This window comes from Adhaeribacter soli, from assembly GCF_008727925.1.
GTDB classification, from domain to species: Bacteria; Bacteroidota; Bacteroidia; order Cytophagales; family Hymenobacteraceae; genus Adhaeribacter_A; species Adhaeribacter_A soli.
Window position 1 is genome coordinate 25,666 of record NZ_VTWT01000002.1, and the last position, 15,776, is coordinate 41,441.

Consider the following 15,776-nt stretch of genomic DNA (forward strand, 5'->3'; position numbering starts at 1 on the left):
CAGGAGATGCACTCTAAGGGAAGTACTCTAACTATAAAAGCAACTATTTCTGAAAAGCGGCGAGAAGATAGCTTTCCCTTTTGGCCCTATCCAGGCTTTAACAGTTAAATTCCGGCATTTGTTTAGGGAAAACAGCCGGATAAGAATGCAGCAATAAATGTTCAGGCTAGTGGAAGATTCCCCGTCTCTGCAATTGTTTAAGGCCAGCGTTTCATTAATCTGTTAACCCCCGGGGTTGTTAAATCCTGGCGACTTTTTAGCATGCTTTTTTTACCTGCGAAGCAACCTGTTAAAAATTTTCCCTGCCCGGGCAACCATCCCGGTATTCTTCCGGTCTAGGCTGTTATAAAACATTGAACCTTATTGGCTTTTGTATAACTGAAACCCTACCCCCGGCAACTATGAGAACCCAACTCTTACAAATTTTTATTGCATTATTATTTCTGCTCCTGGTTTCCAGGGCGCATGGGCAAAGTTGCCAGGTGCAGGTTTCGGCTTCTGCTACTACCATTTACTTCGGTGAAACGGTCTCGTTAACGGCCACCGGCGCGGCTTCCTACGTTTGGGCGCCTTCCCAGGAACTAAGCGCGAATACCGGTTCCGCCATTACGGCAACGCCAACCGCTACTACCACTTACATGGTAATTGGTACGTGTACCGATAATTCCACTTCTTCCGAAACCATTACCATAACGGTATTGCCCCCGAAACTTCCTTATATCCAACCTTTCGATCTGCAGGCGTTGGGCTGGACTGCCGGAGGAACCAATTCCAGCTGGGCCTTGGGCACACCGAACAAGCCAAACCTGACGAGCGCTGCTTCTGGCACGAAAGCCTGGGTGACCGGCGGCCTGACGGGACAATACCATGCAAACGAAAATTCCTGGCTGCAAAGTCCACGTTTCGATTTCAGTAATTTACTGCACCCGCAACTGGAAATGAAAGTATGGTGGGATACCGAAACCAATACCGATGGCGTGGTGATGCAGGCTTCGGTTAGCAACGGTGCCTGGCAAACGGTAGGCACAGTAAACGCGGCGAATAACTGGTACAACAGCAGCAACATTTCGGCCCTGCCGGGCAATCAGGGCTTGGGCTGGAGCGGAACCGGCACTACCGGAAGCAACGGCTGGGTGCTGGCTAAAGTAGCCGTCCCGACCCTTGCAGGAGCGAATAACGTCCGGTTCCGGTTTGTTTTTAAAGCGGATGCCAAGGACCAGTATGCTGGTTTCGGACTCGATGATTTTACCATTAAGGGTTCTCCGGACCTGGCAGTAAGCAGTTTAAGAAGTCCCTTGCAGGGTTGCGTGCCGGTAAGTGCCATTGCGGTGCGGCTGCAGAACAAAAACGTGGAAACCATCGATCTGGCGCTTACGCCGGTTACCGTGCAGGTTGCCGTTTCCGGCGCGAAAACCGGCACTTTTTCCGCCGTACTCGATACCGGTTCAATTGTGGGGAATAGTTATTACGAGGTAAAAGTACCTTCGCCCGGCTTTACCATGAATACAACGGGTACTTATACTTTTTCAATCAGTTCGCCCTTGAGCGGCGATGTGAACCCTGCCGATAATTCCATGACCAAAGCCGTTGCCGTAACCGGTACGGCGCCGATGGCCCCCCTGCCCCAGCCTTACTTTCAGGATTTTACCAGCTCCACTCCTACCGGTTGGGCTTTTATAAATACGGGTATTGGTAGCGGCTGGCTTCAAATGGTTCCTCAATTCAGATACCCGAAACAGGAGGCTAGCAGCCCTAAAATAGGAGGTTTAACCGCTAAATCTTTCCTGGTTTTCGATTACTACTACAACGATATGAACTATGGCGTAAGAAACGACCGGATTTTAGTGGAAATGCAACAGGATTGCGATACTGCTTTCATTCCCCTAATGACGCTGGACCAGAACCATATCGTACCTAATCCTTCCGCCCCGACCTCCCCGGACCAGTTTACTTCCGTGCTGATTCCGTTAAAGGCTTTTGCAGGCAGCGATGCAAAGTTCCGGCTTCGGTTACTAGGCGACCCCAATTACCAGGTATGGCTTTACTTCGATAACTTCGGTATCCGGGAAATTAATCCGGTAGATGTAGGCTTGTCGGAGGTGAAACATTATGGCGGCGGCCAGGGCAATTGCCGGACCGGAGGCGAAGGCGTTTCGGTGAAACTGAATAATTACAGTTCCGAGATCCTGAATTTATCGGTAAACAAAATACTGCTTACAGTAAAAGCCACCAACCCGTCCGGCACCATCACAACCGTAACGAAACTGGTGGACAAAGGGACGTTAAACCCAAACAGAGCGCTGGATATTCTGGTTTCGGCAACCGGTATTCCCATGCTCCAGGCCGGCACTTATCTTTACGAAGCCACCGCCAAGCTTTTAATTGCCGGCATCGATACCGAAGCGCGGAACGATACGGCCCGGGGAACGACTGTCGTAACACCTGCCGCAAATGGTTTCACTTCTGTACCTTACTTCCAGGAGTTTACCTTTTTAAATTCTAACTGGCAAAGCACGTTCAACTTATACAACAACCGGGCGCTTTTAACCGGTAAAAACTCACAGGAAAATTATGCACAGGCGCTGCTAACGAACATTAATCCGGATGACTATTTAACCTCGGAAACTTTCGGAAATATAACTGCCGGACATTATTTATTCTTCGACTACTTTTTTAAGCAAACCGATACCGTTTCCATAAACCCGGCCCAATCAGGCGCTTACCTGGAAGTAGCCGTTTCGGAAGAATGCGGCGGCGCCTTCACCCCTTTGGCCCGGCTGGAAGTAAAGGATAACGTACTCACAAATGGCTTCCGGAAACTGAAATTCGACCTTGCTGCCTTTGCCGGGAAAAACATCCGGATAAAAATTACGGTCGGTCGCACCAACGGCAATTTTACCGTGGGCATCGATCGTTTCGAAATAAAAGGAACCGAACCGGACGTGGCGGTGGAACGCCTGTATTTTCCGGAAAACCTTTGTGCCGGCTGGAACAGCTCTGGGCCGATCAAGGCCTGGGTTTACAATAACGGGTTTGGCCCGATAGATTTCTCGGCTACACCCGCCACGCTGACTTTAAAACGGAATAACGCCCAGGTATACACGGTACCGGTAAATTCCGGAATCCTGCTCCCCGATTCTTCTTTAATGGTTACCCTTGCCGGCAGCCATAATTTTAATACGGGTGGCAATCTGGAATACAAAGGGGAAGTTACCTTTACCGGCGACATAAGTGCAGCCAACAACACTGCCACACATTACTTTTACACCGAGCAGGCTTTTGCCGTACCTTATTTTCAACCTTTCGGCACCGCCTCCGATCCGTTCTGGAAACCAGACCCTGTTAATTCAGGCATGCATATAGATGTACCGCTTTCCTATTTTGCCATTGATCCATACCTGTACGGGGTAACTGCCTTCAGCAGCTCGGCCAGAAACAGCGAAAGAATTATTTCCTCCCCGGCCATCACCGGAATTACGGCAACTACAAAGCTGGCATTCGATCTGGAATTAAAAGAAAATGGCTTACCGGTTTCCCTGGCAAATACCGCCCATAAATTACTGATAGAAGTTACCACGGATTGCGGACAGACCTTTACGCTACTGGACCAGATAGACAGCTCGAATTACGTTCAATCCCAATATGCCAAAAAGATGATTTACAGCCTGGCTCCGTTTGCCGGCAGCCCGGCCTTAAAGATCCGGTTCCGGGTAATAGCCGATAAACATGCCCCTGCTTTTCCGTATTTTAAAATTGAAACCTTTGAGATTATAAACCAGGAAATTACCGATCTGGCTATGCGCGATGTGGTTACCCCTACCAACGGTTGTGCCGGCCCAGGTAGGGTGCAGATTACGGTGGCTAATATGGGCACGGCGGCCGTAAGCAATATTCCGGTATCTTACCAGGTTGTCGGCCACAGCGCTTTTTCTGAAACCATTAACCGCACGCTGAACCCGGGCGATACGCTGCAATATGTTTTCCGGAACCTGGCCAATCTGAATGCAATCCAGGAATACCAGATCGAAGCAACTGTAAATCATCCGGCAGACCTGGCTACCACTAACAACACGATACGGGCCGCCAACAAGGTAATCAGGCGAGCGCCGGTTACCGCTCCTTACAGCCACAACTTTAACGGGCTTGTTTTGGCAGAAAATGTATTTATGATCCATCATGGCTTTATTCTGCCTAACTCCTTCCCTTTTCAGGATGTAAAACCGGTAAATAATGGTATACGGTTTATGGGTGTGGGCACTGCGAATTTCCCGGGTAATCCTCCCCGCCTGATCTGGGCAGCTACCGGGCCGGGGGGCAGCGTTACGCCGGATGATGCCTGGAATAAAAATGCCAATTACCAGAACAGTGCTTCCATCTGCGTAGATGCTACGAGCCTTACTAATCCGGAACTGGTTTTCGACCTGAAACAAACCTTTTGCAACAAAGCCGAATTCAGCTGGTTCCGGGTACTGGTAAATGGCGTGCAGGTAAGCCTCGATTATAAACCGACTACTGCCAGCAGCGATCCGTTCGTAGCCCGCTATGTAGACCTGTCGGCTTTTGCGGGAACCGTCTTTACCCTGACCTTTCAGTCTTCTACGCGCGACGACGATTACCAGTGCAGCGGCGATGCGGCCTTTATCGATAATATGTTCATCCGCAATAAAGTAAACCCGGCCATCGATGCCGGCATTATGGCAATTTCCTACAACCCGGCCACTTTTTGCACCACCACCAATACCATTACGGCAGACTTGCAGAATACCGGCAGTACTAATTTCGATTTGAGCCTTAATCCGGTAAAACTGATCCTGAGCGTAACGGGCAAAGCTGTTCTGAAAGATACGGTGGTCATAAATACGGGTATGTTTACTACCGGGGAAGTAAGAAAAGTAACGTTTCCCAGAACGCTGAACATGCATGGCTCCGGAAATTACACCGCTGCTGTTTCCCTGCAACTTGCCGGCGACGGCGTTTCATCGAACAATTTGAGAACGCAAACCCTGACCATAACCGCCCCCCGGAATATTCCTTACGCCGAAAACTTCGACAACTTTAACAGTACGGGCTGGAGCAGTTCAACCGCTTTTGATATCCGGGCCAGAACGTTATTCCTGGATCAGCCCAATGCGTATCAGTTATGGAAGGAAAGCGTGGTAACGCCTAAACTCGGAGCCATTACAGCTACTTCTTACTTAATTTTCGAATTATCGGCATCCAGTTACACCCCGGCATCAACTTCAGCAGACGACAAGCTTCGCATCCAGGTTTCTACCGATTGTGGCTTAAATTTTTCCGACGTTCATGTATTTGATGCTGCAGCGCTTATTTCCTACAGCACCGTAAACAAGGCTCAGATTAGCCTGGCAGCATTCGCCGGTCAGGAAATCCGGATCCGCTTTTTAGCCGAATTCGGCACAGGAGGCAATCTGGCAAAAATTCTGAAGATCGATAACCTGGAAGTTAAGAATTTAAATTCAATTCTCAGTTTAAAACAGCTGCTCTCCCCTTATGCCAATTGTACGGCCAACGAACCTATTTCACTCACATTCAAAAACGAAGGGGTTATAGCGCATAATTTCCAGACCGACCCGGCCGAATTACATGTGCTGGTAAAAGGACCAAATCCTCAGGCCTTTATTCAGCCATTAACTGCGGGAATGCTGGCGCCAAACGCGCAAATGCAGGTTAATTTCAGCCAGAAGGTTAATATGAATCAAAACGGTGTTTATACCTTCAAGAGTTTTTTAAAGCGAAACAATAGCATTTTCTCCGATACGCTTACTACGGTTCTGAAATTAAGACAGCCGCGGCCTTTGCCTTTCCGGGAAAATTTCCAACAAATGAGAGATGATTCTTTGCTGGTAAGCTGGGCTTCGAAAGGTTTTACGGTTCTCAATACTTCAGATAAGCAAATTTCCGGCACTTCCGCAGGCACCGGCATCGATAGCTTTTATGTGCAAACGCCACAAGTTGCTTTGCCGCAAAACCAGACTTTCCTGAAATTCGATTACCGGATAAGCGGTGGAAATTTCGGCACGTTTACTTCCCAGTACAATCCGAATTCGTTGAGCCGCCTGGAAGTACAGGTTTCGGCTAATTGCGGTCCTTTCACAACCATTCACACCCTGAATCCGGCCAACACGCCTCCGGGGCAGGCCATTAAAACGGTCTGGCTGCCGCTTAATGCCTTTGCCGGTCAGAACATTACCGTTCGGTTTACCGGGTATAAAGATGGCAATCCGATTACCGTTACCCTCGATAATGTTGAGATCGCTGAGGTCAGCGGGAAAGATATTGCCGTGCTGGATATTATAGAACCGGAAGCCAGTAGTTGTTCCGATTCCATTCAGCCGGTGAAAGTGATCATCAGCAATAAGGGTCCGGTTCCGGTTACCAACATGCCTTTAAACCTGGCCGTAAATCAAATTCCAACGCTTACTGCTTCAGTTACCCTTCAGCCTTTCACGACCGATACCATCCGCTTTACCGGTTTCAGTTCCCTGGCCGGCGGCACGTATCAAATTTCAGTTACGGCAGAACTTCCGGACGATATGCAACCAGCTGATAATACCAGAGCCATATCGGTGAAGATCTTCCGGAAACCGGAAGTAAATTTAGGCGGTGATGACTGTTTACCGGCCGGCGGAAGCAAGACCTTAACGGCCGGAAAAGCCGGCATGATCTACCTCTGGAATACCGGAGCTACCACGCAAACCCTTACCATTAATACCACCGGCACGTATAGCGTAACAGTCTGGGATCCGGCCTCCGGGTGCAGCAGCACCGATGCCGTAACCATTCGCGTAGGCCAGACGCCGGTAGTAGATCTGGGGCCAGATAGAACGAGTTGCGGTGCGCCGGTAGTATTGGATGCCGGGGCCGGTTATACCTATCTATGGTCTAACGGCGCTACAACCCAAACGATTGCTGTTTCTTACTCCGATACCCTGTTCGCAAAAGTTACCAACCCGGTCAGCGGCTGTACTTCCTCCGATACCGTAGTGGTAACCTTTAATCCGGTGCCCGTAGTAAACCTGGGGAATGACAAACAAATCTGCAGCGGAGACCAGGTTATTTTGAATGCCTACGATCAGCCAGGTTTTACCTACGCATGGGAAACGCTGGGCGGCGCCTTCCTGAGCTCAGATTCTGCCCTTACGGTAAACAGCCCGGGAACTTACGTAGTAGTGAAAACCAGCGCTTTAGGGTGCATTGCTTCCGATACGGTGACCATTACGGTAAATCCTCTACCACTTGCAGCGCTGGGTACCGATACCGCTTTCTGTACGGGCGGCAACGTAATGCTGAATGCCCCTGCCGGAACCGGTTACTCGTATAGGTGGTTCCGGAACGGTACTGTATTAGCCGGAATAACTGCCGCAAGCCATCCGGTAAATACGCCGGGTACTTATACCGTAGAAATAACGAATACCAACGGATGTTCGCAAACTTCCCCGGCCATACAGGTTACGGAAATTGCTTTACCGGTTCCGGTTATTTCGAGTGCGTCTGCCCTTACCTTCTGCTCCGGCGATTCCATTTTGTTGCAAACCCCGGCGCTTAGTGGAAACCAGTACCAGTGGCTGTTAAACGGTTCATCAATTGCCGGCGCAAACGGTCCGGACCTGAAAGTAAAAACCAGCGGGCTTTATGCTGTAACGGAAACCAATGCCAGTGGCTGCAGCGCAACATCCGTAGCCGTGCAGGTGCAAACCATTGCCCGCCAGGTGCCGGTAGTTTCTGCATCCGGAACAACCAGTTTCTGCCGCGGCGGCAACGTTACCCTGTTTACCACCACGCCAGGCTCGTACCAGTGGTACAGAAACAGTACCAGTCTGGCAGGCGCCAATCAGGCTTCTCTTGCAGTTGGTCAGAGCGGGAATTATCAGTTGTTCGTTACCAATGCCAGCGGTTGCACCGATACAGCAGCCACCGTTGCAGTTACGGTAAATGCTGCTCCGGCTGCCTCAATTTCAGCTTCCGGAAACCTTACTTTCTGTGCGGGAGATTCGGTGGTACTCCGTGGTTTCAGCGGAAGTACGAACACTTACCAATGGTACCATAACGGCAACCTGATTACGGGCGCATCTGCTGATAGCCTGGTAGTAAAGCAAAGCGGGAATTATGCCATCAAGGTAACCAATGCCGATGGTTGCGATTCTACAGCTGCCGCAGTGACGGTAACCGTAAACCCGAAACCAATTGCTACCATTGTACAAACCGGAAACATGCTGGTGGCTTCCGCCGGAACTTCCTACCAGTGGTACCACAACGGGAACCTGATTCCGGGAGCCACCAACCAGGTGCTGCAGGCTGATTCTACGGGCAGCTATACCGTACAGATTACCCAGAATGGTTGCACCGCTACGTCGGCAGCGGTAAACATAATCATTAGCGGAACTACAGAAACCCTGACGTTGGAACACCTGCACATTTTCCCGAACCCGGCTACGGTGGCTTTCCAGGTAAAACTAAGCAACAAGTATCGTGGTCCGGTACAGTTCCAACTCTTCGACCTGACGGGAAGGCTTATTCAAAAACAGGAACTCCTGAAAAATGAAGCGCAACTGGAAACCAGCCTTCGAGTAGAAACGCTGCCTACCGGCTTGTATATGCTGCGCGTACAACAGGGGGAGAAACAGGTAGTGAAGAAACTGACCATTAAACGGTAGGATTTCCGGAGAAAACACGGTTAGGCCTTCCATTCTCAGCAGAAAAGCCCGGTAGATTTGCCGGGCTTTTCTGGTTAAAACGCTATCGTTTCAAATCTAAAACGGGTACTCAAATATTCTAAAAATCGCTTATAAGACAAAAGCAATACTTTCCGGCTCGGCGGAAATGCGAAAAAGGCTATGATTCTGGACGTGAAAAGCACTTATTCTCCTTTGCAGATTTGAGCTTTCTCAAATTCAGGCACCCATTAATTCAATTCTGATTAACTGCATTTAAGAACTCCTCTTTAAATAAAGAGGAATGTCTTTTAAAGTCCACTACTAAAAATACATTATTTGATGAATGAACGCCTACATTGGGAATAGCAACTGCTACATTTTCTTTCGTTAACTGAAATGAATTTGAGCCTATATCTTTTATGGCCGTTTCTAACGCTGTGACTGAGCTCGGTAAAAGTTGGTCATCCATTTTAGCAAGCGCGATAATAGTTTTTTGAAAAGCCTGCATCTGGTCAGGCTTAATTAAATCATTTATGGTTAACAATTTCTTATGACCCATATCGAATACAAACGGATGACTGAAATATCCTGAAGCTGGGGCTCCACAACAGGCTGTATTAGATTCTTCTAAAGTAATACCTAAAAACCTTTCATTAACAAAAGCAACTGTGTAGTACAATTCATGCTCAAAAGGTGCCTTTAAAGGATCTTCTTCCTCCTTAATTTCTTTCCTTTGCTCTCTAGTAGGATTAAGAACAATTTAGCCGAAATGATCTTTTATGAAACCCTGAATCGTATCATTAATGTACTTTTCTACTAAAGGATCTGCCGTTCGAACTAACGGAAATTCAACCCTGATTACTTCCGCAACTTCCTCACCTTTTTCTTTTTTGATTTCATTATACGCAATTGGCTCAATAGAAAGATAACTTAAATTAATGCGGGAACTTATCTCCTGAATTTTGTAGGGTGTATGATCTCCACTTCCTTGTTCTACTTCAACAGTTTTACCAGTATTATATACAATAGCAACCTTTTTTGAAGCTGCCGGGCTATTGGTTTTTACTTGTTGCTTACAACTGAATTTCAGTAAAATTACGAGCCAGTAAAAGGGAGCTTTCATTTTAATTTTAAAGAGTAACAAGGATAAAAATGCTATTAAATCTGGCAAAAAAAAGCGAATTCGCCGGCACAATTCTTATTCAGAAGGACACTTCTGGCTTAAGCGCACTGAAATCAAAAGATCCTTTCAGGATGACAGATGGGAAATTGAAAACAAAAAAGCCTGCTCTATTTCAGAAACAAGCTTTCCCTCTAAAAACAGTAGCGCTACCAGCCCAAAAGCTACTTATAAAACAGCAAACTAAAAACCGTACCCTTCGGCTCGGCGGGACGCATTTGCAGGGTACCTTTGTGAAGTTTCATGATCTGCCGCGATAAGCTTAGACCAATGCCGGAACCCTGTTTTTTGGTGGTATAGAAAGGCACAAATATCTTGTCCAGAATTTCTTCCGGTACGCCGCTCCCGTTGTCTTTCACTTCTATCCGGATCAGGTCCGGGTTCTTTTCGTCAGGCAAGGCGGAAACTTCAATGATTGGTTCGGCTACATGTTCGCAGGCTTCGATCCCGTTTTTCACCAGGTTCAGCAGTACCTGTTCAATTAGTTCTGAATCGGCCGTAATGGTTAAGGGTTGTTCGTGCGGAATGAGGCGGAGTTTGGCGCGTTTAAAGGCAGGTTCGTTTTGCAGTAGAAGAGCAAGTTGTTTCAGCAGGTCGTCTACTTTTACTTTTTCCAGGTGCGGTGGCGGAACGCGTGTCAGGCGACGGTAATTCTGTACAAAATGCAGCATGCCGGTACTCCGTTTTTCGATCGTCACCAGGCCGGTCCGGATATCGTCCAGGTTTTCGTCTTCCTCAATTTCTTCGGTCGTATAAAGCGTGGCTACCCGTTCATCTACTAAACCGCGAATGGTGGAAGTCAGGGAAATGATCGGCGTAACCGAATTCATGATCTCGTGGGTAAGCACGCTGATGAGTTTCTGCCAGGCGGCCAGTTCCTGCTCTTCCATTTCCGACCGGATATTCTGCAGCGAAACCAGGCGGATATTTTTGCCTTGCGAAGAAAAACAGGCCACCGAAACCAGCAAAAGCAACTGGTCTTTTTCGCGGTCGATCCGGATGAGTTTGCTTTGCCCGTTTTCCAGTTCTTCCACTGCCTGCACCAGTTCGGCGCTGATGCGGTCCAGCGCCCGTACATTTTTAATGAACGGCACCTGCAACACTTCTTTGGCAACTTTATTAAAAAGCTGCACGCTTCCGGCTTCATCGAAGGTAAAAACCCCGATCCGGATGTTCTCGACAATGGCTTGCAGATACTGGTAATGCGCTTCCTTTTCCGACTTTATCTTCTGAAACGCCGTGATCACTTCGTTCAGATGTCCGTGAAGTTCCTGGAAGCTGCTGCTTTGGCTTTTCTCGGTGAAACGCTGGGTAAAATCGGAATGCCGGATGGCGGTAAAGAAGCGGGAAAGCTCGCGATTGGTGCGTTCCACGTAAAAGATCAGGTCGTAGATCAGGCCGAAAATAGTCAGACCCAAGCAGATGCCCGTTACGTACCATTGCTTTATGAAGAACGAAAATACGAGCAGCATCGCCGCTACGGTAATGAGCGCCACGCGCAACACTACCCCGGCCCGGAAACGATTATAAGCCATGTTTCTCGATGCGGCGGTACAAAGCGGTACGGGTAATTCCCAGGTCGCGGGCGGCGTGCGTAATGTTGCCCGAGTGCTTGGAAAGCGTTTTCTGCACCATCATTTTCTCCAGTGCTTCCAGGGTAATTTCTGAATCCGGCAGGACTGCAGCTTTGGCCGGCGCGGCCGATCCGAAATAAAAATCATCGGGCTGTAAAGCGCTTTGGTCGCAGAGGATAACGGCGCGTTCCACGGCGTGCTCCAGCTCCCGGATATTGCCCGGCCAGTGGTATTCGGTCAGTTTCTGCAGCGTTTTAGCGGCAATACCTAAATTCGGTTTCTGGTATTTGCGGGTGAAATTGCGCATGAAATGCTCTACCAGCAGCTTGATATCTTCCTTGCGTTCGCGGAGCGGCGGCAGGTTAATTTCTACGGTATTGATCCGGTACAAAAGGTCCTGCCGGAAACGGCCGTCGGCTACCATTTCGTAAAGCGGCATGTTGGTGGCACAGATCAGGCGAATGTCGATGGGTTTTGGTTTGTTCGAGCCCAGGCGCGTAATCATCCGGCTTTGCAAAGCAGTCAGTAATTTCGATTGCAGCGGCATGCTCAGGTTCCCGAGCTCATCCAGGAAAAGCGTACCGCCGGAAGCTACTTCAAAACGACCGGCGCGGTCTTCCTTGGCATCGGTAAAAGCGCCTTTCATGCTGCCAAATAATTCGCTCTCAAACAGCGTTTCGCTTACCGCCCCCAGGTCAACATTAATAAAAACTTCGTTCGCCCGTTTCGATTTCCGGTGCAAGGCGCGGGCCGCCAGTTCTTTACCGGTCCCGTTTTCGCCCAGGATCAAAACATTCGCATCGGTAGCCCCCACTTTTTCGATGGTTTGATATACCTTTTGCATGGCCGAAGAAGTCCCAATGAACTCGCCGTAATGACGGTCCATTACCTGGTTCAGGTGCTGTTGCTTCGTTTGCAGTTCCTTTACCTCTAGGCTGGAGCGGCGCAATTTACAGGCCGACATCAGCGTAGCCAGCAACTTTTCATTCTGCCACGGTTTCGTTACAAAGTCTGTAGCGCCTTCTTTCAGGGCCCGTACGGCCAGATCGATATCGCCGTAAGCCGTAATCAGAATCACTACGGCATTCGGGTCGAAGCGCAAAATGCGTTTGAGCATTTCAAAACCTTCCTGGCTGGAAGTCGCGCCGGCAGAATAATTGAGGTCGAGCAAGATCACGTCGTAGGTTTCGGCCTGCAGCAGGGCGGGAATTTTCTCCGGGTTCGGTTCGGTGCGGACCAGGGAAAAATGCTGCTTCAGAAAAATACGGCCGGCCGTTAAAATATCTTCTTCGTCGTCTACGATCAGGATCTTACAGTCGATTTTGCTCATAAAGAATTAAATTGCTGGATGGTTTAATGGTTAAATTGTTGATTGTTGATTGCCAAATAATGGTTTAAATCGCTCTTCCGGATTTGTAATCCGGAAGGATTTAGCTGCGGATCTGTGATCCGCCTTGCACTGCCGAGTAATAAAATGCTACGTTTTGCACTAAAAAAGTCGGATTGCAAATCCTTATACTCGGTGCTTCCGGATTATAAATCCGGAAGAGCGTAGCCTCGTCGGCTTAGAGCAGAAACTATATTCCATCGCTGAACTTTTAGCCTAAATTTCATAGCATTTTTCTATTGTAGCTGACAGCATTGCTGTTAGCCGACAAGGTCCTTCAGAGCTACGCTCGCAAGTTTCGCTCTCTCCCGCGCTCACTTGTGCTACCCATGACAAAACTGCTTTACTTACCCATTCAGCCATTTAACAATTCAACCTTTAAAAATCTTTTCTCAAGTTATATGCCATTTTGCCGGAAAGTGTCCGAAAACGGGCTATTTTGCAGTGCAGCAGGTTTTTAGTTAAAGGCCGCTTTACGAAGATAAAAAACATTGTCCGGAATCGAACACTTTATTGTTCAGTAACGCACAAGTACTTAATACTACTTTCACTACAAAAATGCTTTAAATACCTAACTAACAACATTTTACAAAAGATGGCATATTACTTGAAAAGCTAAACCTCAATACTGATTACCTCCCTGTTTATGGACCGCATTATTGAAAAGAAAACCTGGACCCCGAAGAAGATCGCGCTGATTGCCGGTTCTACGGTGCTCGCGGTTTTCCTGATCTATACCGTACTGTTTGCCGATCATACTTCTTCCCTGAATGTAAAGAACGACCGCCTTACCATCGGCCAGGTTACTTCCGGGAATTTTCAGGAATTTATTGCCATAGATGGCAACGTGGAACCGCTGAAAACCATTTACCTGGACATGGTGGAAGGTGGCCGCGTGGAAAAACTCTACACCGACGACGGCCGCAAAATTAACGCCGGCGATACCATTTTAAAGATCTCCAATTCAACCTTACAGATCGATTTCCTGAACCGCGAAACGCAACTCTTCGACCTGATGAACGAGCGCCAGAATTCGGAAATTACCATGAAGCAGGATCAAATCAAAGCACTGAATGCCCTGGCCGAGATTGACTACACGCTGAAACAGGTAGAAGACAAATACCGCCGCAACAAAGAGCTATACGCCGAAAAAGTAATTGCAAAAGCCGAATACGAACAAAGTGAAGACGAATACAAGTACCTGAAACGCCGCAAAGAACTGGCCGAACGCTCGCTGAAACAAGACGCCGAACTGATGCAGAAACGCCTTCGCCAGCTGGACCAGAGCATTAACCGGATGCAGGCCAATATTAATATCGCCCGGAGCACGTTAAGTAATCTGTACATCACCGCCCCGATCAGCGGCCAGCTTTCTACCTTAAAAGCGGAAGTTGGCGAATCGAAAACGGCCGGCGAAAATATTGGCCAGATAGACGACCTGAACGGGTTTAAAGTGAAAGCCAACATCGACGAACATTATATTTCCAAAGTGTACCCGGGTCTGAAAGCGGAATTCGATTTTAACGGCCAGACCTACCCGGTTACCGTTGCCAAAGTTTTCCCGGAAGTGCAGAACGGCCAGTTTCAGGTGGATATGGAATTCCCGGAAGGTAAATCGCCGGAAGGCATTCGTCGCGGACAGACCTTGCAATTACGCCTGCACCTTTCCGGCGGCGACAAGGCCCTGCTGATCCCGCGCGGCGGTTTCTACCAGAGCACCGGCGGCGCCTGGGCCTTTGTGGTAGACAAATCAGGCAAGTTTGCCGAAAAACGCACGATCCGCTTAGGCCGCCAGAATCCGCAATATTACGAAGTTCTGGAAGGCCTGAAGCAAGGAGATAAAGTAGTGGTTTCCAGCTACGATGGGTATGGCGATATTCAGAAGCTGAACCTGGAAGATTGAATTGTTTAATTGTTGATTGTTGATTGTTGATTGTTGATTGTTAAAAATAGTATTTAGACAAACCTATCAACCCTACGCTCTTCCGGATTTGTAATCCGGAAGCACCGAGCATGAGTATTTGCAATCCGACTTTTCTGCTGAGAGGCATAGCTTTCTATTCCTGCGGCAGTGCAAGGCGGATCACAGATCCGCAGCTAAACCCTTCCGGATTACAAATCCGGAAGAGCGACAGAGCGATAGCGACAAACAATTAACAATCAGCAATCAGCAATTAACAATCAACAATAATTAAAGCGCATCCTCTAAACTCAAAATAATATGCTTAGAACCGTAAACCTCGAAAAAAAATATACTACCGATGAGGTAGAAACCACGGCCTTAAACAAGGTAAACTTCGAAATAAAGCAGGGCGAATTTGTAGCCATTATGGGTCCGTCCGGCTGTGGGAAATCTACCTTGCTCAACATCATCGGGTTGCTCGATAATCCTTCCGGCGGCGAATTCTATTTTCTGGACAAGGAAGTGAGCAAGTTTTCTGAACGCCAGCGGGCCGATCTGCGGAAAGAGAATATCGGCTTCGTATTCCAGAGTTTTAACCTGATCGATGAATTAACGGTGGCGGAGAACATTGAATTGCCGTTGATCTACCTGAAAATGCCGGCGGCTGAAATCAAGCAGCGCGTGAATGAGGTGATGGAGCAAATGCAGATCGCGCACCGCCGCAACCACTTTCCGCAGCAACTTTCCGGCGGACAGCAGCAGCGGGTGGCCATTGCCCGGGCCGTAATCAGCAAACCGAAATTAATTCTGGCTGATGAGCCTACCGGTAACCTCGATTCCGCCCACGGCCAGGAAGTAATGAACCTGCTTACCGAACTGAATGAAGCCGGAACCACCATTGTAATGGTTACCCACTCCCCTTCCGATGCCGAATACGCCCACCGCATCATCCGCTTATTCGATGGTGAGATCGTAACCGAAAACATCAACGCCCGCAACTTCGCGAAGGAAATGCTTTAGGCTCGTGGCTCGTAGGTTCGAATTTTCGTAGTTCGAA

Annotated in this window: 7 protein-coding genes; 3 read left to right on the plus strand and 4 right to left on the minus strand. The window is 48.5% G+C overall.

The window, feature by feature from the left end; translation table 11 throughout:
- The first annotated feature begins 401 nt into the window (after positions 1-401).
- Positions 402-8,675: a T9SS type A sorting domain-containing protein gene (locus F0P94_RS03730; protein ID WP_150902460.1), complete on the plus strand. Its 8,274-nt coding sequence runs from the start codon at positions 402-404 to the stop codon at positions 8,673-8,675.
- A gap of 253 nt (positions 8,676-8,928) precedes the next feature.
- Here F0P94_RS03730 and F0P94_RS03735 read toward each other — a convergent pair whose 3' ends face one another.
- The 4 genes from F0P94_RS03735 to F0P94_RS03750 form a co-directional block, all read right to left on the minus strand.
- A complete protein-coding gene (locus F0P94_RS03735) occupies positions 8,929-9,354 on the minus strand; it encodes a hypothetical protein (protein WP_150902461.1) in 426 nt (141 codons plus the stop codon).
- Between the two features lie 81 nt (positions 9,355-9,435).
- Positions 9,436-9,846, minus strand: coding sequence for a hypothetical protein (locus tag F0P94_RS03740; protein ID WP_191906908.1), 411 nt, complete (start codon positions 9,844-9,846; stop codon positions 9,436-9,438).
- A gap of 173 nt (positions 9,847-10,019) precedes the next feature.
- Positions 10,020-11,390 (minus strand): sensor histidine kinase, encoded by a 1,371-nt coding sequence (locus F0P94_RS03745; RefSeq protein ID WP_150902463.1) that lies wholly within the window; start codon positions 11,388-11,390, stop codon positions 10,020-10,022.
- On the minus strand, positions 11,380-12,759 hold the full coding sequence (locus F0P94_RS03750; protein WP_150902464.1) for a sigma-54-dependent transcriptional regulator: 1,380 nt from the start codon (positions 12,757-12,759) through the stop codon (positions 11,380-11,382). Before F0P94_RS03750 ends, F0P94_RS03745 begins: the two co-directional genes overlap by 11 nt.
- 703 nt (positions 12,760-13,462) lie before the next feature.
- Here F0P94_RS03750 and F0P94_RS03755 point away from each other — a divergent pair.
- Positions 13,463-14,719 (plus strand): efflux RND transporter periplasmic adaptor subunit, encoded by a 1,257-nt coding sequence (locus F0P94_RS03755; RefSeq protein ID WP_150902465.1) that lies wholly within the window; start codon positions 13,463-13,465, stop codon positions 14,717-14,719.
- 318 nt (positions 14,720-15,037) lie between these two features.
- Positions 15,038-15,739 (plus strand): ABC transporter ATP-binding protein, encoded by a 702-nt coding sequence (locus F0P94_RS03760; RefSeq protein ID WP_150902466.1) that lies wholly within the window; start codon positions 15,038-15,040, stop codon positions 15,737-15,739.
- The last annotated feature ends 37 nt before the right edge of the window (positions 15,740-15,776 follow it).

What these genes read in the sequence shown, in the direction of transcription:
- F0P94_RS03745 (WP_150902463.1), bottom strand. Translation starts at nt 11,390, where the DNA reads ATGGCTTATAATCGTTTCCGGGCCGGGGTAGTGTTGCGCGTGGCGCTC.
- F0P94_RS03760 (WP_150902466.1), top strand. Translation starts at nt 15,038, where the DNA reads ATGCTTAGAACCGTAAACCTCGAAAAAAAATATACTACCGATGAGGTA.
- F0P94_RS03750 (WP_150902464.1), bottom strand. Translation starts at nt 12,759, where the DNA reads ATGAGCAAAATCGACTGTAAGATCCTGATCGTAGACGACGAAGAAGAT.
- F0P94_RS03730 (WP_150902460.1), top strand. Translation starts at nt 402, where the DNA reads ATGAGAACCCAACTCTTACAAATTTTTATTGCATTATTATTTCTGCTC.
- F0P94_RS03755 (WP_150902465.1), top strand. Translation starts at nt 13,463, where the DNA reads ATGGACCGCATTATTGAAAAGAAAACCTGGACCCCGAAGAAGATCGCG.